The sequence below is a fragment of the Halobacillus locisalis genome, assembly GCF_013694105.1.
GTDB lineage: Bacteria > Bacillota > Bacilli > Bacillales > Halobacillaceae > Halobacillus > Halobacillus locisalis.
Window position 1 is genome coordinate 58,076 of sequence record NZ_JACEFG010000003.1, and the last position, 20,511, is coordinate 78,586.

The following is a 20,511-nucleotide window of genomic DNA, read 5'->3' on the forward strand; positions in this document are numbered from 1 at the left end:
ATAACCATATGTAGTAAATGGATGATATGATATTTTTCATATCCTATGCTTTTATTAAACATGAAGAGGACGATGAAAAAAGTGAATACGCACGTGAAAGAAGCTTCCATCTTTGATTACACAGGCAACAAGATTGTGACCGCAGACCGTGAGATTTCGATTTTGGCTAGAATGGAAGAGCCGGTGATTGCTATTCTCGGAAACGTGGTAAGTGAGCATGAGTGTGATGAACTCATTCGTCAATCGAAGAACCGTATGAATCGCTCGAAAATCGGTTCCACACATGAAGTGAACGATATTCGTACAAGCAGTGGTGCCTTTCTCGAAGATGATGACATTACGGCAAGAGTTGAAAAGCGGATTGCACAAATTATGAATGTACCTGTCGAGCACGGGGAAGGCCTTCACGTTCTGAATTACAAACCAGGGCAAGAATATAAAGCGCACTACGATTACTTCAAACCGAAGATGAATGGCACGACACAGAACCCGCGAATCAGCACGCTTGTGATGTATTTGAACGATGTGGAAGAAGGCGGGCAAACGTATTTTCCTCACATGAATCTATCCGTGACGCCTCAAAAAGGCATGGCCGTTTATTTTGAGTACTTTTATTCGGATCCAGTAATCAATGAGCGTACGCTGCATGGCGGCTCTCAGGTGATCGCTGGAGAGAAGTGGGCAGCGACGATGTGGGTGCGTAGAAAACAATATAGATAATATTTGATGAAGGCGGGCGTTTGCTCGTCTTTTTTTGTTGTTGTGGAAGAGGTCAGGGGGCTCTGTGACACTTTCCGTGAGGATCCGTGAAAAAGAAAAAGAAAAAGAGACCAAGCTTATCAGTCCCACTTTCGATTCCAGTATTGGAAAAAAGTAGCGCTGATTCACATGATCTCTTACATGTTGAGTGTGTAACCGTTCCAAAAAGGTTTTGATGTCAGGTGTCTTTGCCATTTTTACAAATTTTTTTTCATAGATGGCACAGATCAGCTCACTGAGAACGGCACTCAAAGTTTTCTTACTTCATTCTCGTGTTCTCAACGATTTTATCTGCTCTTTTGAATTCTTTCTGGAACTTCACTTCTTGTGCTTTCGTGAGTGTGGATCGTTTCTCTTTAGCCATTTGTGCTTTTGATTTCATCCGTCGTCCCTCCTTCGCTACTCATTAGTTTCATTATTTGCTTTAAGGGCTGTCGTTATTCGCTGTAATACTGTACCCAACAAGAGGAGGAGATCATATGAACCGTTTTACGATCCCGCGCGATATTTATTTTAGTGAAAATGCTCTTGATATATTGAAAATCCATAAAAGGAACAAAAGCGTTACTCGTCATTGGCGGAGGTTCTGTTAAAGAAAACGGGAACCTTGAGACCATTGAAAAGAACTTAGCGGAAGCGAATATAGAAACCAAGTTGATTGAAGGGATTACAGATGAGCCTTCGACGAACCTTGTGAATGAACATATTAATACTGTACATGACTTTGAACCGGACTGGATCATCGGAATTGGTGGTGGATCACCGATGGATGCGGCTAAGGCGCTTTGGTTGTTCCATGAACATCCGGATCTCAGCTTCGAAGCGGCAACGAAGCCATTCGAGCTGCCCGAACTTCGTTCTAAATCGAAATTCATCGGTATTCCGACGACAAGCGGAACGGCATCAGAGATTTCAAACCTTACCGTGATCACCAATTCTGAAACGGGGGTCAAATATCCATTAGCGAGCTTTGAGCTGACACCTGACCTCGCGATTATCGATCCTGTTATGGTTGAGTCGATGCCTAAACGTGTGACAGCTTACAGCGGAATGGATGCTGTCACACATAGTATTGAAGCGTACGTGGCGAAACCGCGCACCACCTTTACCGATGCCCTTGCGATTGAAGCGGCTGAGATTTTGAAAAATCATCTGCTGTCTTCTTATCAAGGTAACCAGGAAAGTCGTGAGCAAGTACATTACGCCCAAGCGATGGCTGGAATGTCCTTCGCAAATGCTGTACTTGGTAACGTACACAGTCTAGCCCATAAGAGTGGTCCGACATTTGAAGTGCCGCATGGCTGCGCCAACGCCATCTATCTTCCTTATGTCATCCAATTCAATCGCAGTGTCGTGGAAGATCGTTTTGCCGCATTAGCGAGAAGAATCGGGCTAGAAGGTCAGACGGATAAGGAATTAGTGGATTCCTTAATAGAGTGGATTCGTGAACTGAATCGCGAAATGGACGTACCGAACACGCTTCATGAATTCGGCGTTTCGGAAGAGTTCTTTAAGGAACACGTCGACACGATGGCAGAAAATGCTGTACAGGATCCGTGTAGCGGTACCAACCCTCGTGAAACGTCCGTTGATGAAATGAAACAACTGCTAGTGGCGGCTTATTATGGCCAAGAGGTCACGATTTAATAAAGGGTAGTAATCGAAGTACCTGATCCCGACTTGGGGGGGCAGGTATTTTTATTGAAAGAAAAGAGGAAGGGTTGATCACGGCAGTTTCAAGAGATGTGATATTCGGAAACCGTCGTGATCGGCTTTCTCTCAACGGTTTTGATGAACGGATCTTTTCAAAACCGCTTAGATACGATGACTCGCGACAGTTTCGTGAATATAGGATGCTTGAAAGTGCTTAGATAATAGCGTTCTCAACGGTTTTATTTCAGTTTTTACATCAAAAAGGTCGAGAGGGCGAGCATCATATAATGCTCGCCCTTTATATGGTAAAATATAAGAAAATGAAACAACGAAATGGTAAAACCCGAAATACAACGCTGGGAGCTTCTTAGATTTCCGGCGTTTTTCTGTTGACTCTACCATTTATAGAGGAGGAACGACCATGACACGAGTGGTCATCTTAGCTGAGAAACCCTCGCAGGCAAAAGCCTATGCCGAGGCCTTTACCGTCCAACAAAAAACGAAAACCTACATACAATTGAAACCAGACGCCACGTTCCCGAATGGGGCTATCATCACTTGGGGCGTGGGTCACCTGGTCGAATTAAAAGAACCGCACGATTACAAGCCGGAGTGGAAGCGCTGGAAGCTTGAGCAGTTACCGATTGTTCCCGACCGGTTCCTCGAGAAAGTGTCAAAAGGAAAGTGGGATCAGTTCAAAGAGGTCAAGCGTCTGTTCCAGCAGGCGGACGTCCTTGTCAATGCGGCCGATGTCGACCGGGAAGGATCGAATATTTTCTACAGCATCCTTCGGTTAACCGGTGTTAAAGGTAAGCCGATCCAGCGGTTGTGGATCAACTCGCTTGAGAAAGAGGAAGTGAAGAAAGGGTTCCAGAACCTTCGCGATAATGAGCAGGACTTACGCATGTTCGATGAAGCGAAGGCGCGTCAGATCAGTGACTGGATGGTGGGCATCAATGCAAGTCGCCTGTTCACGGTGCTGCTTCAGAAAAAAGGGTTCGGAAGCTATTTATCGATCGGTCGTGTGCAGTCTCCTACCGTCTACTTGATCTACCAACGACATAAAGAGATTGAGAACTTCAAGCCGGAGCCTTTTTACCAAATTGAAGGACAGTTTAAAGCTGAAGCGGGAACGTACAAAGGGCTTGCTGAAATAAAAGAGAAAGATAAAGCGAAAGTGCAGGCGTTGATGGACAAGCATGGTCTGAAAGAAAAGGAAGGCACACCAGGAATTGTGCAAAAGGTAGATAAAAAGACGAAGCACATCAAGTCTCCGAAACTTCATTCCTTGTCCACGTTGCAAAGTGTGGCGAACAGACGGTGGAAATATACGCCTTCACAGACGCTGAAGACGATGCAGAAACTGTATGAGAAGCGACTTGTTTCCTATCCGCGAACGGACTGTAATTTTATTACGAATAGTGAATTCAACTACCTCGTGAACAACTTGGACGGGTATCAAAAAGCGATGGATGTCTCGTTCACACCTGTTTCGACGAAGCCGAATAAAAGGTACGTTAACAGCAGCAAGGTGCAGGAGCACTATGCCATCATTCCTACGAAGACGGTTCCGACTCAGAAAAAGCTGGAGGGCCTCAGCCGTGAAGAACGCAACATTTACAATGAAGTGATGGCGACGACGCTTGCGATGTTCCACGGCGACTATGTTTACGAAGAGACGACGATTTGGACACACGTTCAGGAATTGCCGTTCAAGACGACGGGCAGACGGGACGTGAAACAAGGTTGGAAAGAGCTGTTTCCGAAACCGTCGAAAGCGAATCAGGAAAAGGATCCTCTTCTGCCGAACGTGCAGAATGGCGAACAAGTAGGCGCAAACCTTCATATTAAGGAGAGCATGACCAAGCCGCCGAAGCCTTATACAGAAGGTCAACTGATCAATATGATGAAAACGTGCGGAAAGCTGGTCGATGATGAGGAAGATGTGGAGATTTTGAAAGAAGTTGAAGGCCTTGGAACCGAGGCGACACGTTCGAGTATCATCGAAACGATCAAGGCGCAGAAGTACATTTCCGTAAGAAAAAACAATGTGTATGTCACCAATAAAGGCATTATGCTGTGTGAATCGATTGAAGGGACGTTATTATCGAGTCCTTCCATGACCGCGAAATGGGAATCTTATCTGAAAAAGATCGGAAGCGGCGAGGGTTCTAAGCAGGTGTTCATCAAGCAGACGAGTCAGTTCATCGAGAAACTGATTCAAGAAACGCCGGGCTTGATTGAGAACGTGAACATACGTGATACGGGAGAGAAGAAAAAGAGCTGGAATGAGCCGATTGCGAAATGTCCCGCTTGCCAGACGGGCACAGTCATGGACCGGTACAAATTTTATGCGTGTTCGGAATACAAGAAAAACTGTAGCGTAGCGTTTCCGAAGCGATTAGCTGGAAAGTCGCTGACGCCGAACATGATCAAAACGCTGTGTGAGAAAAAACGTACGAAAGTGCTAAAAGGATTCAAGAGTAAAGGAAAGAAATCGTTCAGTACGGCCTTAGTACTCGATGAAGAATATAAGATCAAGTTTGATTTTGCTGAGAAAGCTGGAAGTAAAATCTAAACGCTCACAAAAAAGCTTGTCCCGAGAATACTATCGGGACAAGCTTTTTTTATTATGAGAATTTCTTAAGTTGTTCGTCTGCGAAATCACCCACGATCGGAAGGTGATATCGCCCTCCTTGGTAAGCTTTGACCATTAAGATGATCCACAACACAAGAGATACTGGTGAGAGTAGGATACTGATGATCGTACCGATGATGGGAATGAAGTTCAAAACAATTCCAAGCAGAAAGATGCCACCGAACACGACTGTCGACTGCATGGCATGGTACCGAATCGTTTGGTTATCCTTTTCTAAAAGCAGCAAGGCAATTCCACTGATGAACCCTAACAAATACGCTAACACTCCGCCTACATTTTCCTGTAAACCGGTCGATGACGGCTTTCTTTCCTGAGTAGGTTGGTTAGGTCCTGGCGCCACTTCACTCAGTCCTCCTTGCGTTTATCAGACTATTCTGTAATTTAATTATAGAAATAGTGTCGAATGAAGTCAATCTTTTTATCATCACGTCGAACTGAAAAAAGAAAACAAAAAACCTTGCGGCGATGCATAAATTTAGACAGTGGATGAAAGGAGGCGTACCACGTGAATGACAATCAGGAGTTGATCAAGTATCTCCGCGATATGGATTCATGGGCGAACGATATCGCAAAAGCCAATGAGAACAGTCCATTTACAGATGATCCATCCTTTCAAAAGGAGCTGGACGGTCTGCTTTCGAACATCGAGGATTGGAATCGTGATCCACCGTCTTTTACCTTTGAAAAAGCTCAACTTCTTCACGAACGGGCCGAGAGTATCGAGGGTCACATCGGGCAGGAAAGGCAAGGAAAGCCGGTTCCGATCGGTGGTCATACATTACCGCCACTCCCCTATGGATATGCGGCTCTTGAGCCTTATATCGACAGAAGAATCATGCGTCTGCACCATGACAAACATCACCAAAGTTATGTGGACGGATTGAATAAAGCGGAGAATGAAATGCAAAAAGCGAGACGAACGAAAAATTATGATTTGATCAAACATTGGGAGCGTGAAGCGGCATTCAACGGGGCGGGCCATTATTTGCATACGATCTTCTGGGAAATCATGAGTCCTCAAGGTGGTGGGAAACCTAAGCGAGAGTTGCTGAGAGAAATCGAGCGGAGCTTCGGAAGCTTCGAAGCGTTCAAAGAACATTTTTCACAAGCCGCCAAAAAAGTCGAAGGATCCGGCTGGGCGATTTTAGTCTGGTCACCAAGGTCTCATCGTCTTGAAATCTTGCAGGCAGAAAAACACCAGAACTTGAGTCAGTGGGATGTCATTCCTTTGTTGCCGCTTGATGTGTGGGAGCACGCCTACTATTTGCAATATGAAAATAATCGCGGGAAATACGTCGAGCATTGGTGGAACGTGGTCCATTGGGGAGCTGTCACCGACCGCTATCAGAAGGCGAAGCAAGTGAAGTGGAAGCCGTACTAACTCAATAAGGTGGCCGTATAGCGGATGCGGTCGCCTTTTTTATTTGTCTAAGTGAAATACATGATGGAATGAGGATGAAATGGTATGCTAATGGAAAAGTTGTGTTAGGGAGATCGACGATGAAACAGGTTATGAAGGTCTTATTGATCGTGATCGGAAGCGTGTCTCTTGTGCTCGGCGTGTTAGGCATCATCCTGCCACTTGTGCCGACGACACCATTTCTGCTTCTAACGGCTGCATGCTATGTTCGAAGCTCCGATCGTCTGTACAACTGGCTGATGACGAATAAATGGTTCGGGTCGTATATACGCAATTATAAAGCGGGGCGTGGGATTCCGTTAAAAGCGAAGATTTCTGTACTTGTGATGATTTGGTTTTCTTTCTTATTTTCCGCGTTTTACATAGCTCCGAATATATACTTAAAGGTAGGCTTTATATTTGGGGCGTGTTTATTTACTGTGGTGATGTATCGGATGAAGACGTTGAAGCCTGGGGATGAGGAATAAGTGAATAGTTATAAAAAGGAATCTGCTGAAGATCAGCAGGTTCTTCAGTATGTTGAGAAAGCTACTTTCGGTTCTTCCAAGTTGAGAAGAGACCGGTGGCGTGGAAACGACTCCCTTTCCGCAGGAGGCGGTGAGCTTCCTCGGTCGCTCCTGAGACCTGCGGGAACTCACCCAAGCCTCAGGATCCTGCAGGAGTGTCGACGTTTCCACGCCACCTCAACAAAAGAAGACTGAACCTCTAAAGATTCAACGACAATGTGGAGCTCTAAAGATGACAGCACAATACTTGGTGAGGTTCTGTTCCAGCTAATTTGAGCATAGTGGGATGGAAAACGGGGAGACTCCCGCGGGAGAAGGACCTAGGCGAGACCCCACAGAGAGTGTCAACGAACGAGGAGGCTCGCCGGCTCCCCCGCAGGAAAGCGAGTCGTTTTCCATCCCACGGTATTCTCATATGATCTAACAGAACCTCTGCACAGACTTCTTAAACAGCCTGAAGGAACCTGCTGACTTTCAGCAGGTTCTTTCTTAGTAAAAGAGAGGGATGAACAGTAACTGCATGAAAATATGTGCACTCATATGAGATACAACAGCTGCTATAAACCCGTGCTTCCAGTATAGATAGCCGAAAATCATTCCGCCGATTCCGTTCAACAATAACGCTCTTCCCACAATAAGAGGAGAGAGTTCACCGAAGAGCATGAAGTTGGCTGGAAGGTGTCCGATTCCAAACAAGAGGCTGACGATGAAGATGACTCCCCAGTAAAAGAAGGACGGAAATTCTCTCTTTTTTGTGATTTTGACGGCAAGGAACACGATCAGCGTCATGAGGAACAACCGCATCATCACTTCTTCGACGACTCCTCCGTAAAAAACGCCCATGAGTAATCCAAATAAGGAGAAGGCAGGTTCATTTTCTGTGAGGGTGGGGAGATATCGTGAAAATAGTACGGCATCAGAGCCAGCAAGAATGAGTCCTACCAAGCCACCCAGCACGACGGATAGCCCGATTCCGCTTTTTGACTTGAATGTGAACGGTGTGTATTTCAGCATGGATAGACCAGCCAGGCTCAAAAGAAACGTAAGCACGCCTGTCTGCACGAGGGTGATCAACACAAACGGCACATCCTCTGGAATGGGAAGAGATCCTGATTCAAGCGTTTGGCGGGCGGTGAAATAACCGCCAATTACTCCAAATAAACTGAGAATGAACGATATCCCAAGCTTCTTCTTCATACATTCCAACTCCTATTCATGATTTTTTTCAGGGATGAATAGTTGAGCCATCGTTGCGCTCTTCGTTTCATCTGTCGGCTTTTGTGCCGTATATTTTCCAAAGATATGTTGTAAGTCCCGGGTGAATGCTTGCCATTGTTCAGGGGTAAGGTGGAGGTCGACTTGACTGTAGCCGAAGACATCTTGATGCATGTCGGTCGGACCGTCTAAGTAACGCTCTGTTTTATTGATCAAGCCAGCCATATAAGTCATGAACATTTGCATGTGTTCATCCTTATCCCATTTCGATGCTTCCTCTGCGTTAATGTGAGCGGCGTCATGTTCTTTTAAGGAATACGTGCGCTCAAGCGTTCCACGTATTTTTTTCTCCTCTACAATGTGGAGGATACCGTGATCCGTTAATGTTTTCAGGTGTCTGTATAGCGTGGCTTGCGGGACGTCGGTCAGTGCGTCCATCAGTTCTTGGACAGTCGCTGGTCCTTTAGCTAAACGTTGTATGATCTGCATTCGGACAGGGTGCAAGATTAAATCGGCTTTTGATGTCATAGATTCACCTCATTATTATCATTATTGATAATGATAATAATGTATTTTATGGTAGCCGTCAATACTATTCTCTTTGCAGAAAAAAGGACACCCTTAAGAGTGTCCTTACGGCAAGAGCTATGATTTATGTAAGAATTGTGAACATACTCAGCTTAAAAGGTGCGGACATGTACAGGATCAATCGTACTTGAGAGTGGGTACATGACCCGGAATTTACGGTTGATGGCTTGAATTAACGCGCGTTTCGCGTCTTCCGATTCAATTTTCCCCTCGCGTATCCCTTCATGATCCAGGTTCACTTCAAAATCAATGTGATGATGCTTATGATGAATTTTTCCTGATACAACCAATATCGTTCCCTCCTTATGCGAATGAGTAGATGATGAACGCTCTATTTATTCCCTTGGTCGTATATAGTCAAACGCTGCTATCACTCATTCTGCCATAGTAAAACTTTTCGTATTAGGTAAGACTAACAGGACAAGAATCGTGTTATGATGGGGGAGGTATAGATCCTTAAGTGACTAAGGAAAGGTATTATGGGAGGTTTATCTATGGATAATAATGATATCCTAATTCGATTACGTTATGCGCTCGATATAAAAGATCAAGATATGGTCGAAATTTTCCGCCTCGGAGGCGTGGAGATGACGAAAGAAGACGTTCAGCTGGTCCTTACTAAAGTCGAGGAAGAAGCGGACTATGATGAGGTTGATGAATACGAAGACTATATCAAGTGTACGAATAGTATGTTGGAATCCTTCTTGAATGGATTGATTATCTTCAAGCGAGGACCTCAGTTGACGAAGGACGGCCAGCCGGTGAAACCGGACCGCTCGATCAAGAACCATTCGAGTGTGAATAACGTCATGCTTAAAAAAGTGAAAATCGCGCTTAAGCTGACGAGCGAAGACATCATTAATATTTTAGATGATGCTGGCGTTACAATCACTAAAGGGGAATTGAGCGCTTTATTAAGGAAAGAAGGGCACAAGAATTACAAAGAGTGTCTCGATAAGTACGCGAGGAATTTCTTGAAAGGCTTAACGATACGATATCGAGGGTAATTCATAATCCCGTGATCTGCTAAACATAGATCACGGGATTTTTTGTTGGAAAACATTATCGAGTTCTTCGCTTCAGCCAGCCTTCTACATCGAGTTGCTCCTTCATGCGAATGTCATCCACCCGTTGTTGGTCGAGCTTCTTGCCTTCATGGATGATGATGACTTCATCTAGTAAAGGCTCGATATCACGGATTTCATGTGTTGTAATTACGAGGGATTGCCGGTCGAAGTCGACGAACTGGATGATCCCTTTGACAATCGATTCTCGAACCATAGGGTCGAGTCCTGATAAAGGCTCATCTAATAAAAGGAAGGGGGCTTCCCTCGCAACTGTAACCGCTAATTTGACTCGTCCGAGGTTCCCTTTGGATAGATGTTTGAGCTTTTGTTCATGATCGATAGCAAGAAAATCGAGAATATCCTCCGCCTTGTTTTTATTAAAATCGACGAACTGACTTTCATAAAAAGAGACTAATTCGCTTACTTTGAAATAGGGATAGAACCTGTCGAAATCGGTCATGTAAGCAATGGTAGAAGCGGACTGTCTCGTTACGGGTTCTCCGTTGATCGTGATGGATCCTTTGGACGGATGCAAAAGCCCAGATAGGAGCTTCAGTAGTGTCGATTTTCCACTCCCATTTTCTCCGATAATGCCATATATTTTACCCGGATCGATTCGCAAATCAATCCCTTCGATGGCTTTCGTGGTCAGAAACCGTTTCGTGATTTGATGTGCCTCAATCATTCTTTCTCCCCCTTTTTTGCTTCATGCTCCGCGAGTCCCTCTGTCATCTCGCTAATCGTAAATCCAAGGTCACTCATATCTTTGACAAAATATTCGATATAAGTTTGTTTCATTTGTTCCCTAAGTTCATGAAGCCGATCACGATTCTCCGTGACGAAGGTTCCTTGACCACGCTTCGATTGAACGATTTCCATTTGTTCCATTTCGCGGTACACACGCTGGATCGTATTCGCATTCACCCCTGTTTCAACGGCATATTCCCGAACAGAAGGAAGTTTGTCGCCGGGCTTTCGTTTTTCGCGAATGATTTCTCCTGCCAGTCGGTCGATCAACTGTTGATATATAGGTCTATCTGGTTGAAAGTCGATGCCCATTACACCTCAACCTTCCGATCCAGAATCCACATACCGAACAAAAGGAACAGACTGTTGAATGCGAAGTAAAAGAGCAGATCTCCGACAGACAAAGCATCTACGCCAAAGTTTACATACAGCATCCCCCCTAGACTGTCCACTTCATATTCGAAGAGAAACGGAGCAAAGGATGTGAGTGATTGATAGACGTAGGTTTCCTGGATCCACGTGAGGAAAGCAGAAATTCCGAAGAAGATTGCGATACAGATAAACACGCTTAAGCCTCCAATATATCGTTTCATCACTTGATGTAGCGACCACAGGAAGAACAATAGTAAAGCAAGAGCTAGACTGAACCCGATCAGAAGAATCCCCATTCTCGTGAAGACGCTGAAGATTTCTTGCATGCTTAACATCAATTCATAACTTGCTGCCAAGATTCCGACGCCAGAAACTACAACAAGAGAGGTGAGGAAAACAACAAAGGATTGAAGCATTTTCACTCCGACAATCATGTAACCCGATTGAGGGGAGTGGAGCGTCAATTCGAGCTGTTCGGCCTCTCTGTTGAAGCTGTGCATGAACAGTCCCGACAAATAAAACATGTGAAGAATCAGGAGAATGCTTGCTGTCATAAGGTACTGTTCGGTTTGGATAATCACCGGGGCGAGCACAAGCCAGAGGGCATTAAAAGCAGCCAATCCGAAGTAATACCCACGCATGAGAACCCATTCTTTTTTCCATAAGCCGATAAAAGCGGTTTGGTTCATCGTCATCCATCCTTTTGTATGAGTGTACTATTTAAATAGTACACAAGAAAGGTATGGAAAACAATAGGTTACTTGGATAGGAATGGGAAATCGTACAATTGAAGTTGGAATTCGGACAGAGTGAAGAATATTTCGGGCACGAGTAACTATATTTTGGACACCACAAAGAAAGTCTCATCGATATGCCAAACTACGCATGATAACAGGGAAGAAGGGTATCGTATAGTACAACTATGGATACGGAAAGAAAGGAGAACGACTGATGACATCCGCGATCGAAACCGACGTCCTCATTATCGGAGCCGGACCAACAGGACTTATGGCAGCCAACGAGTTGCAAAAAAGAGGGCTGGATTTTGTCTGCCTAGAGAAAAATGCAGCACCGTCTGACCTCTCCAAAGCACTGGGAATCCAAGCGAGGACGCTCGAATTATTTGAGCTGCTGGGCGTTCATCGTCCTTTTCTGAAAAAAGGTTATCCAGGACCAGGGGCGAAATTGCATTTAGGTGGGGACAGTCCGTCATTAGTCGAGCTCTATCATATCGAAAGTCGATACCCTTATATGTTGGTTCTCCCGCAAAGTGAAACGGAAGAAATATTAGAGGATCATTTATCGACACTCGGTGGGAAGGTGCATCGTAAGCATGACGTCGTAGATATCAACGAAACGGATGAAGGGGTTCGCGTAGAGGCAAAGCATGACGGAGAAATCATTACGTATGAAGCGAAGTATTTGTTGGCTTGTGATGGTGCACATAGTCCTGTTCGCGAAGCGCTTAATGTTGAATTCGTCGGTGAGGATGATGGGTACACCTTTTTCCTAGGAGATGTGGATGTTCCCGCTCTCAACGATATATACATTAATATGCATTTGAACGACAGGGGAGATGTTGCCTTTTTCCCTTATAAGGACGGAAGTTATCGGGTAGTCGGACTGGATCGTTCGAAACAAGGTCTTCCTCATAAAGACGAGTTGCCGCTGCATGAATTGCAAGAGAGTATCAATACCATCATGTCTGAGCCTTATAAAGTGGAGAACCCGAAGTGGCTTTCCTATTTCGGTACGTCCCATAGACAGGTACCGAATTACCGTAAAGGGAATGTGTTTTTTGTAGGGGATGCCGCACATATTCATAATCCGATGGGCGGCCAAGGGATGAACCTAGGATTGCAGGATGTCGCGAATATTGCCTGGAAACTGGAGGCAGTTCTGAAAGGGTATGCCGGTGATGCTTTTCTCGATAGCTACCATGAGGAGCGCTGGCCTCTCGGAAAAGATGTACTGAAAGAGACATCACGCATGCTTAAAATTGCCAATCTAGAAGGGACTCCAGGGAAGATTCGGAACTGGGCAGGGAAAGCGGTGCTTACTCAAGACTGGGTTCAGGACAGAATTGCGAACCACTTGTCAAACATTTACAACGAGTATGAAGACACGCCTCGGAATAAGTCCTTGCGCGATTCTTCTCTACCGAAGGGGGCCATTCAGGCAGGTCAGCGGGTGCCTGATCATTTGTTGTTTTTTGATGGAACGACAGATGAGAGTATCTATCCATTAATCAGAAAGCACGGTCATCTCTGTCTCGTGTATATTGATAGCGAAGATGAAGCGTTTCTTGATCGCGCATGCTCGTTTTCGGACAAATTGAATGAAGCCTACCCGGACCTTATGAAGGTCGTCCTTGTGGCCAAAGGTGGAACCGTGTCGGACAACCGTGGAGAACACTCGATTATTTATGATGTCCATAGACATTTAGAAAAGAAACTTGGAATGAGAAAAGGGCATACATTACTCGTGCGACCAGATGGTCATGTCGCGTTTCATGAGTCGTCTTCTGATATTGAGAAGACGTTGGATAAAGTGAAGCGGTTCTTTAGTTAAGTCTGTAACGCTCAACAGAAGGGTGTGTAAATCGTAAATCAAAAAGAGAGACCAGTCCTTTGGGGCTGGTCTCTCTTTAAAGGGTAAATACCTCGATAATCAATTATAAAAGAGCCTTGATATCTTCTTCCATCTCTAAAGGCTCGGTCGTGGACTCGAAGCGTTGCACGACTTCACCATCACGGTTAACGAGGAATTTCGTAAAGTTCCACTTGATGGAGTTCCCTTCCATATAGTGAGGGTATTTCTCATTAAGTATCGCCATCAACAGCTTGGCAGTCGGGTGTTCGGTATTGAAGCCTTCGAAAGACTTTTGTTCACTTAAGTATTGGAATAATGGGTGAGCGTCTTTATCTCGGACATCGATTTTCTTGAAGATCGGAAAGTTTACCCCGAAGTTCAAAGCACAGTATTCGGTGATTTCTCCGTCCTTCAAAGGTTCTTGGTCGTCGAACTGATTGGAAGGGAAAGCGAGGACTTGAAGGCCTTGCTCTTCATAACGGGCTTGGATCTTCTGCAGGTCCTCAAGTTGCGGAGTGAATCCACAGTTGGTCGCTGTATTAACGATCAACATCACTTTTCCTTTATATCGATTCATTCCTCTTGTTAATCCGCTTGATGTTTTAATTTTGTAATCATAAATAGTCATTTTGTCTCTCCTTAGAACGTACGCATTATAACGTCGTAGCTTTGTATAGTACTTTATACCTTGTTAAGATATTATTTAAACATAATTTTTCAGACGTATCAGATTGATGAGGACAAAAACCTTTACTGGCGTCCAATAAGGATTCATTGCGTTTTTAAAAACGGATGTCTATCTATCTTATCATTGGTTTCGTTAAATACCTAGCAATGTGAAATCGTTACCATTTTTTAGTTTGTGAGAAATAAGACTCAATCCGAATAGAATAATGCGGATGATGATTCCTATCTTAAAGGGGAGAAGATCACAAAAAAATACCAGCCTATGTGGACTGGTATTCATTCAACAACTTAGGTGACCCAACCATATAAGAATCATCCTCGATTCTTACTATGTTTCAAATTATCAACTTACCAGAAGGATTATTCTTATGAAGAATTCGTTCCCTTCTTACTTGTGGTGAAGTGTAATTTTTAAAATCCTCATTTCCTTCTTCCAAGTCGTGGACCTCACATTCCGTTACTTTAGAAGATGAGAACTTGCAAGTGTTCCTCATAATCTGACGCTCTCTTTAAAATAGACTGTGCACCTTCTTTTTAAAGTGATGGTCTTCTAAGTGGAACAAGGGACCATGAGGTTTGTGACTCACGTGCTTCTAACATGACGGTCTCTTCGGCTGGCCGTAGTTTAGGGCTGATCTGCATCCTCTGCACTGGATGTGTGTTCCCTCCGTCCCGGCAGCATTCGTTCCTGTTCAACGGAAACGAACTCGCAATGGTTGAGCCACCTAAGTTGTAGAATTTATTTTATTTACACGTTCATTATAGCACTGGTGATAAGAAGAATCCAGTAAAATGATAGCGTTTTCATAAATTAATCAGAAAGCTGATCCCATTCGAATTTTTTTGATACAATTATTGGGAAATATGTCTGGGAGGTGCCAGTTATGCCTGGTTGGTTTGATACAAATATAGAAGACTCTTTCCAATTGTTCTCGACTGAACACATCGTTATGCTTGTTATCCTTTTTTCAGGAATCGCTCTTTTGCTTGCTGGTCAAAAAACCTTGCATCATCGACCAAGGGTTCGACAATTTACTAGATGGACCTTATTTGTATTGCTATTGTTCAGTGAAGCCGGTCATCAAGTATGGGGGCTAGCCAATCAAAACTGGAATATGGAAGAACATGCTCCGTTACACTTATGCGGCATCGCTTCGTTGCTAGCTATGGTGGCCTTAATTTACTCCAATCAAAAGTTGATTCAAACCCTTTATTTCATTGCCATACTTCCGGCAATCATTACGTTGTTCACACCGGAGGTATTCTATTCCTTTCCTCATTTTCGCTTCATGAAGTTCTTTCTCCATCATATGGCCTTGGCGTGGGCTGGGGTGTTTTTGGTGATGGCGACATCAACACGCATTACATTCAAATCTATGCTGCAAGTCTTTGCCAAGTTGAATGGGTATGCGGTTTTCATTTTCATTCTCAATCGTATGATCGGTACTAATTATTTGTTTCTTGCTGGGACTCCGGATGTTTCGACCCCATTAGATGTGCTTGGAGATGGCGTTTGGTATTACATAAATCTAGAATTGTTCTGCTTCGGGATTTTTCTGTTGATGTACCTCTTGTACCGAGGTGGGGATTTATTCAGCGTGTTGAATAGAAGAACGGAAGATGGACATCACATGGAAAAAGACGAAGCTCAATAGTTTTAAACATGATCGTTTTGACTTTTGTTTAAGGATGTCTCAAAATAAACCTTGAATAAGAGGTGAAACGATGGCAGATAAAATGAACAATGTACGTTGGTTCAGCATGGCGCTGAAGGCGTTGATTATATTAGCAGAGAACGAAAACAGGTGCCCGAGCGGCCAGCTTGCAGAAAAATTGGAGTCGCGGTCTGTCTACTTGCGTAAGATTTTGACTCACTTAGTGAAGGCGGACATCATCGGTGCGAAAGAAGGGCGCGATGGTGGATATTCGCTTAGTAAAAAGCCGGAAGAAATCCAATTGTCCGAGGTCTATGAAGCGATCAGTGCGGAGACAGTGGCCAAAGACTATTTCGAAACAGAAGGGAAGCACTGTTTCTCAAGAGAATCCCAACTATCCCTTTGCAATCTACAAAATGAAATGGAATCGTGGATTTTAGAAGGCTTACGAACGAAAAACTTATCTGATTTAATCGACCAGTAAAACGAAACGGCTGACGTTTCGTTTTCTTTTTGCAATGAACTGTAGTTGACAAAGGAACAGTTAAGTCTCTATACTGTAACTGTGAAAGATACAGTTATGGGGAGGACATCAACATGTCTAACAAAACGATGACAAAAGAAGAATATTTAAATAAAGTGAAAGAAATCGATACAACGAAAGAAGCGCCGAAGGTGTTGAAAGATACAGACTTTCTAACTGTCGCAAACGAACGACGCTCCGTACGTCAGTATGATCCAGACTTCAAGATTGACCGCAAAGAAATTGAAGAGTTGTTGGAAACAGCGACACTTGCGCCGTCATCTTCCAATTTGCAGTCTTGGCGATTCCTCGTGATTGACGATCAGGAAGAGAAGGAGCGCTTGCTCCCGATTGCGAATAACCAACAGCAAATCACAGACGCCTCTGCCGTCATTGCGATTCTCGGCGATAAGAAAGCCTACAAGAGAGCGGATCAAATCTATTCTCAAATCGCTGAAAAAGGAAATATGCCAGAAGACATTAAAGATATGTATGTGAACAGCATCTTTGATAACTACGGAAACTTCCCTGAAGAGCGTCTTGCGAAAATCGCTCACATCGACGGGGGAATTGTCGGCATGCAACTGATGTTGGCTGCGAAAGCGAAAGGCTACGATACTGTTCCAATGGGTGGTTATGATGAAGAACAGTTCTTGAAAGCTTTCAACGTGCCGGAGGAATATACGTCCGTGATGCTATTATCTCTTGGTAAGGGAACAAAAGCTGGATTCCAAAAAACGCGTCTTCCATTAGAAGACGTCGTGCAGTGGAACCGTTATGAGTCATAAATGATGAGGAACGATCACCTTTTTGGGGTGATCGTTTTTTGTGTTAGGCATTGTCTCGGTTCTGGGCGTCATTCAGAAAAGGTCTCTTATCGATTTCTTCATTGTGAAGGGAGTGAAACTGTTGCGAGGAAGGTGATTAAGACGGTATTCGATCATATAATCAGGTCAAACCGTTTTAATAGAAGGAATCATGACGTTTCTAGACATCTGGAAAAGGCAAAACCGCTTTAAGCGAGGCACTTATGACGTTTTTGAGGGAAGGTAAAATAAAAAGCGTACATATCCGGTTGTTGGGAGTTGTGAGCTTTAGAATAGAACGTCCACTTTTCACCGAAATTCATGTAAACTAGAACAAAAGAGGTGACGCCCGTGAAGCTAAATAATTTGAATATCATCCGGCTTGTGATGTTCTATCTGATCAGTTCAGTCTACTATCTCAACTTTCCTGACACGACTTTCCATACAGGAGTCGTCATCCTTGCCGTGCTCGGGTTCACAGCTACCCATTTTGCGCTATATCATCCAAAAGGAGACGATTATCTTCCATACATACTGTCGGTGGACTTCGGATTGATTTTGGTGCTTGGTTTACTTGATCCAGGCTCTACGCTGTATTTGATTTTATTCGGCGTCGAAGCTGTGACCTTGCTGATTGTTGAGAATCGTAAAAAAGTGATTCTCCCTTTTGCCGCCTCTTTTCTTGCAACCTTCGTGTCTATTAATCTCTACACGTATCAGGTGACGGGCGAGTTTTCGATCTTTGATAATCTGATCAGTGGTGCATTCGTCGTATTCTGTGCGATTGTAGGACGATTGATTTTCAGACTCACCGAAGCGCAACAGACGGTCAGCGATCAGTATGCAGAATTGAAGGGCGCTCACGAGCAGTTGAAGCAGTATTCCGAGCAGGTTGAAGAGTTGACGGCGATTGAGGAGCGTAACCGCATCTCGAGAGAAATCCATGACACGGTCGGCCATAAGATGACAGCCCTCCTTATGCAGCTTCAGGTGGCGAAAGAACTTCAACAAGTCGATCAAGACAAAAGCAGCAAGGCTCTTACTGTATCAGAAGGCCTTGCACGTGAAGCGTTACATGAAACGAGGATGTCGGTACGCACGTTGCGTGCCGATGCAGGAGATGCTAGGTCGTTTGTAACAAAAGTGAGGGAAGTGCTCGGAGAGTATGAGCAGCAGACTGGTCTTGTATCGACCTTATATGTGGAAGGGGAGGCATTGATGATTCCTCCTTCTATCCAGTTGGCACTCACAAGGTTAGTGCAGGAGTCCTTGACGAATGCGGTGAAGCACGGAGGAGCGAAGACGTGCGAGGTGGAACTGGTCATCAAGGAAGAAATCGTTATTCTTACGGTAACGGATGATGGAAAAGGGTCGAGCGAAGTGCAGCCTGGATTCGGCATGACGAATATGCGGGAGCGTGTCCAGGACCACGGGGGAAGGTTGGCGTTTGAGACTACTCTTGAACAGGGGTTTTCCATACGGGCCGAATTTCCGTTGAAACGAATGACATGGAGAGTAGGTGGAGCAGATGATTACACTCATGATCGTCGATGATCAAGAACTGATGCGTGACGGGCTGGCGACCATACTGGATTTGAAGCAGGACTTGTCCGTCGTCGGTGTAGCTTCAGATGGGCAAGAAGCGTACGAAATGGCCCTTGAGAAAAAGCCGGACATCGTCTTGATGGATATCCGAATGCCAGGGACGAATGGGGTAAAAGGAGCCAAGTTGATTACATCCTCTCTCTTAGATACCAAGGTGTTGATGCTCACCACGTTTTCCGATACCGAACTGATTCTCGAAGCGCTGACAGAAGGTGCACACGGGTATTTGCTGAAAGATATGCCGACCGACTCCATTGTCCAGGCGGTCATGACGGTTCATGCAGGCGGAATTGTACTGCCGCAGCATTTGACTGCCGAAATCATCAATGAAATGAAGCGTAAGAAGGAATTGGAGAAAGAGATTTTTCCCGCGGATAACGTCCCGGCTCTCATCCATGACTTGACCGATCGAGAACGGGAAGTGTTGAAGAAACTCGGCGAGGGACTCAATAACAAAGAAATCGCAGGACAATTGTATATTTCAGAAGGCACGGTGAAGAACCACGTATCGCATTTGATAGGAAAATTGGAAGTACGCGACCGTACGCAAGCCGCGATTTTCGCCGTTCGATACGGAATCACCACCTTCCCATCATGACTATTGGCACATGCCGAGGCAGCTATTTCAGCTGTCTTTTTTTTATGTATTTCTATCGCTCTGGAGATTCTCTTTTTTCGAAACCGAGGTACGATAAAGACATCAAATGACGAGGAGTGACGGAGATGCTTCAGGTGAGTGAGTTGAAGAAGCGATATGGGCAGAAGGAAGTCGTGAAGAATGTGTCGTTCAAGTTGAAGGAGGGGGAGGCGTTCGGGCTCCTGGGTCCGAATGGCGCCGGCAAATCGACGACGATTGCCATGATTTGCGGGTTGGTTTCGTATGACGGGGGGCAAATCAGCTGGCATGATAAGCCGATGACCTCATCGATGAAAAAGAAGGTGGGCATCGTTCCTCAAGAGATTGCCCTTTACCCGACCATGTCGGCTAAGGAGAATTTGTTGTTTTGGGGGCGTATGTATGGGTTGAAGAGGAAAGAGGCGAAAAAGCGAGCAGATGACGTACTCGACATCGTCGGTCTTAAGGACAGAGGAAAAGAAACCATTGAAACATTCTCAGGTGGGATGAAGCGGCGGATCAATATCGGAGCCGCACTGATGCATGAGCCGGAGTTGTTGATCATGGATGAACCGACGGTAGGAATCGATCCGCAGTCCAGAAATCATATTTTGGAAACCGTGAAGCAGTTGAACCGTCAGGGCATGACGATGATTTATACGAGTCATTATATGGAAGAAGTGGAGTTTCTCTGTGACCGGGTCGGCATTATGGATCATGGAGAAGTGATCGCGAGCGGCACGCAGAAGGACCTTTGTCAGCGATTGATCGGGGGGACGGTGATTCGTCTGAAACTGGAGGGTGCGAATGAATCGGGCATGCAAGCCATTCAGCAACTCGCAAGTGTAAATCAAATCGCTTCAGATCCGGAGTCAAATACGTATGAGGTTTTCGTAAAGCGACCGGACGAGGCGATCAGTGACATCATGGATACGACGGTTGAATATCGAATGAAACTATCTGAGATATCTGTGCAAGAACCGAATTTGGAGTCTCTGTTTTTGCAACTGACAGGTCGATCACTACGGGATTAGGAGGGTG

At 44.8% G+C, this 20,511-nt stretch carries 22 protein-coding genes; 13 read left to right on the forward strand and 9 right to left on the reverse strand.

Annotation, left to right across the window (positions count from 1 at the left end):
- Positions 1 to 72: 72 nt before the first annotated feature.
- Positions 73 to 720, forward strand: coding sequence for a 2OG-Fe(II) oxygenase (locus tag H0266_RS13270; RefSeq protein WP_181473583.1), 648 nt, complete (start codon positions 73 to 75; stop codon positions 718 to 720).
- A gap of 298 nt (positions 721 to 1,018) precedes the next feature.
- On the opposite strand, the gene H0266_RS13275 is transcribed toward H0266_RS13270, so the two are convergent.
- Positions 1,019 to 1,141, reverse strand: a complete 123-nt coding sequence (locus tag H0266_RS13275; protein WP_181472921.1) for a YfhE family protein — start codon at positions 1,139 to 1,141, stop codon at positions 1,019 to 1,021.
- 191 nt (positions 1,142 to 1,332) lie between these two features.
- Between H0266_RS13275 and H0266_RS13280 the strand changes: the two genes are divergently transcribed.
- Positions 1,333 to 2,406: an iron-containing alcohol dehydrogenase gene (locus tag H0266_RS13280; RefSeq protein WP_343063323.1), complete on the forward strand. Its 1,074-nt coding sequence runs from the start codon at positions 1,333 to 1,335 to the stop codon at positions 2,404 to 2,406.
- A 427-nt stretch (positions 2,407 to 2,833) separates the two neighbouring features.
- Entirely contained in the window at positions 2,834 to 4,990 is a 2,157-nt protein-coding gene (locus H0266_RS13285) for a type IA DNA topoisomerase (protein WP_181472922.1), read from the forward strand.
- A 52-nt stretch (positions 4,991 to 5,042) separates the two neighbouring features.
- Here H0266_RS13285 and H0266_RS13290 read toward each other — a convergent pair whose 3' ends face one another.
- A complete protein-coding gene (locus H0266_RS13290) occupies positions 5,043 to 5,411 on the reverse strand; it encodes a magnetosome magnetite crystal formation protein family (RefSeq protein WP_181472923.1) in 369 nt (122 codons plus the stop codon).
- Positions 5,412 to 5,615: 204 nt separating this feature from the next.
- Between H0266_RS13290 and H0266_RS13295 the strand changes: the two genes are divergently transcribed.
- On the forward strand, positions 5,616 to 6,452 hold the full coding sequence (locus tag H0266_RS13295; RefSeq protein ID WP_181473584.1) for a superoxide dismutase: 837 nt from the start codon (positions 5,616 to 5,618) through the stop codon (positions 6,450 to 6,452).
- Between the two features lie 119 nt (positions 6,453 to 6,571).
- The gene (locus tag H0266_RS13300; protein WP_181472924.1) at positions 6,572 to 6,958 is read left to right on the forward strand and encodes a YbaN family protein; all 387 of its coding nucleotides are present in this window, start codon (positions 6,572 to 6,574) and stop codon (positions 6,956 to 6,958) included.
- Positions 6,959 to 7,486: 528 nt separating this feature from the next.
- On the opposite strand, the gene H0266_RS13305 is transcribed toward H0266_RS13300, so the two are convergent.
- The 3 genes from H0266_RS13305 to H0266_RS13315 all read right to left on the reverse strand — a co-directional run bounded on the left by H0266_RS13305 (position 7,487) and on the right by H0266_RS13315 (position 9,090).
- Positions 7,487 to 8,194: a CPBP family glutamic-type intramembrane protease gene (locus H0266_RS13305; RefSeq protein ID WP_181472925.1), complete on the reverse strand. Its 708-nt coding sequence runs from the start codon at positions 8,192 to 8,194 to the stop codon at positions 7,487 to 7,489.
- Between the two features lie 12 nt (positions 8,195 to 8,206).
- Positions 8,207 to 8,740, reverse strand: a complete 534-nt coding sequence (locus H0266_RS13310) for a helix-turn-helix domain-containing protein (protein WP_181472926.1) — start codon at positions 8,738 to 8,740, stop codon at positions 8,207 to 8,209.
- Between the two features lie 152 nt (positions 8,741 to 8,892).
- A complete protein-coding gene (locus H0266_RS13315; protein ID WP_181472927.1) occupies positions 8,893 to 9,090 on the reverse strand; it encodes a hypothetical protein in 198 nt (65 codons plus the stop codon).
- A gap of 204 nt (positions 9,091 to 9,294) precedes the next feature.
- On the opposite strand from H0266_RS13315, the gene H0266_RS13320 reads away from it, so the two are divergent.
- Positions 9,295 to 9,807: a YehS family protein gene (locus H0266_RS13320; protein ID WP_181472928.1), complete on the forward strand. Its 513-nt coding sequence runs from the start codon at positions 9,295 to 9,297 to the stop codon at positions 9,805 to 9,807.
- A gap of 55 nt (positions 9,808 to 9,862) precedes the next feature.
- Here H0266_RS13320 and H0266_RS13325 read toward each other — a convergent pair whose 3' ends face one another.
- The 3 genes from H0266_RS13325 to H0266_RS13335 are packed head-to-tail and all read right to left on the reverse strand — an operon-like array spanning position 9,863 to position 11,675.
- On the reverse strand, positions 9,863 to 10,552 hold the full coding sequence (locus tag H0266_RS13325; RefSeq protein ID WP_181472929.1) for an ATP-binding cassette domain-containing protein: 690 nt from the start codon (positions 10,550 to 10,552) through the stop codon (positions 9,863 to 9,865).
- Positions 10,549 to 10,926 (reverse strand): GntR family transcriptional regulator, encoded by a 378-nt coding sequence (locus H0266_RS13330; RefSeq protein WP_181472930.1) that lies wholly within the window; start codon positions 10,924 to 10,926, stop codon positions 10,549 to 10,551. The genes H0266_RS13325 and H0266_RS13330 overlap by 4 nt, the downstream gene beginning before the upstream one ends.
- A complete protein-coding gene (locus tag H0266_RS13335) occupies positions 10,926 to 11,675 on the reverse strand; it encodes a hypothetical protein (RefSeq protein WP_181472931.1) in 750 nt (249 codons plus the stop codon). The genes H0266_RS13330 and H0266_RS13335 overlap by 1 nt, the downstream gene beginning before the upstream one ends.
- Positions 11,676 to 11,937: 262 nt before the next feature.
- Here H0266_RS13335 and H0266_RS13340 point away from each other — a divergent pair, with 262 nt between their 5' ends.
- Positions 11,938 to 13,557: an FAD-dependent monooxygenase gene (locus H0266_RS13340; RefSeq protein ID WP_181472932.1), complete on the forward strand. Its 1,620-nt coding sequence runs from the start codon at positions 11,938 to 11,940 to the stop codon at positions 13,555 to 13,557.
- Positions 13,558 to 13,660: 103 nt separating this feature from the next.
- Here the strand turns inward: H0266_RS13340 and H0266_RS13345 are convergent, their stop codons facing one another.
- Positions 13,661 to 14,206, reverse strand: a complete 546-nt coding sequence (locus tag H0266_RS13345) for a glutathione peroxidase (protein ID WP_181472933.1) — start codon at positions 14,204 to 14,206, stop codon at positions 13,661 to 13,663.
- 943 nt (positions 14,207 to 15,149) lie between these two features.
- Here H0266_RS13345 and H0266_RS13350 point away from each other — a divergent pair.
- The 6 genes from H0266_RS13350 to H0266_RS13375 all read left to right on the forward strand — a co-directional run bounded on the left by H0266_RS13350 (position 15,150) and on the right by H0266_RS13375 (position 20,504).
- Positions 15,150 to 15,920, forward strand: coding sequence for a YwaF family protein (locus H0266_RS13350; protein ID WP_181472934.1), 771 nt, complete (start codon positions 15,150 to 15,152; stop codon positions 15,918 to 15,920).
- A 70-nt stretch (positions 15,921 to 15,990) separates the two neighbouring features.
- Positions 15,991 to 16,404: an Rrf2 family transcriptional regulator gene (locus tag H0266_RS13355; protein ID WP_181472935.1), complete on the forward strand. Its 414-nt coding sequence runs from the start codon at positions 15,991 to 15,993 to the stop codon at positions 16,402 to 16,404.
- 113 nt (positions 16,405 to 16,517) lie between these two features.
- The gene (locus H0266_RS13360; RefSeq protein WP_181472936.1) at positions 16,518 to 17,231 is read left to right on the forward strand and encodes a nitroreductase family protein; all 714 of its coding nucleotides are present in this window, start codon (positions 16,518 to 16,520) and stop codon (positions 17,229 to 17,231) included.
- A 369-nt stretch (positions 17,232 to 17,600) separates the two neighbouring features.
- On the forward strand, positions 17,601 to 18,803 hold the full coding sequence (locus H0266_RS19625; protein WP_181472937.1) for a histidine kinase: 1,203 nt from the start codon (positions 17,601 to 17,603) through the stop codon (positions 18,801 to 18,803).
- Positions 18,778 to 19,452, forward strand: a complete 675-nt coding sequence (locus H0266_RS13370) for a response regulator (RefSeq protein ID WP_181472938.1) — start codon at positions 18,778 to 18,780, stop codon at positions 19,450 to 19,452. The genes H0266_RS19625 and H0266_RS13370 overlap by 26 nt, the downstream gene beginning before the upstream one ends.
- 125 nt (positions 19,453 to 19,577) lie before the next feature.
- Positions 19,578 to 20,504: an ABC transporter ATP-binding protein gene (locus H0266_RS13375; protein WP_181472939.1), complete on the forward strand. Its 927-nt coding sequence runs from the start codon at positions 19,578 to 19,580 to the stop codon at positions 20,502 to 20,504.
- Positions 20,505 to 20,511 lie beyond the last annotated feature (7 nt).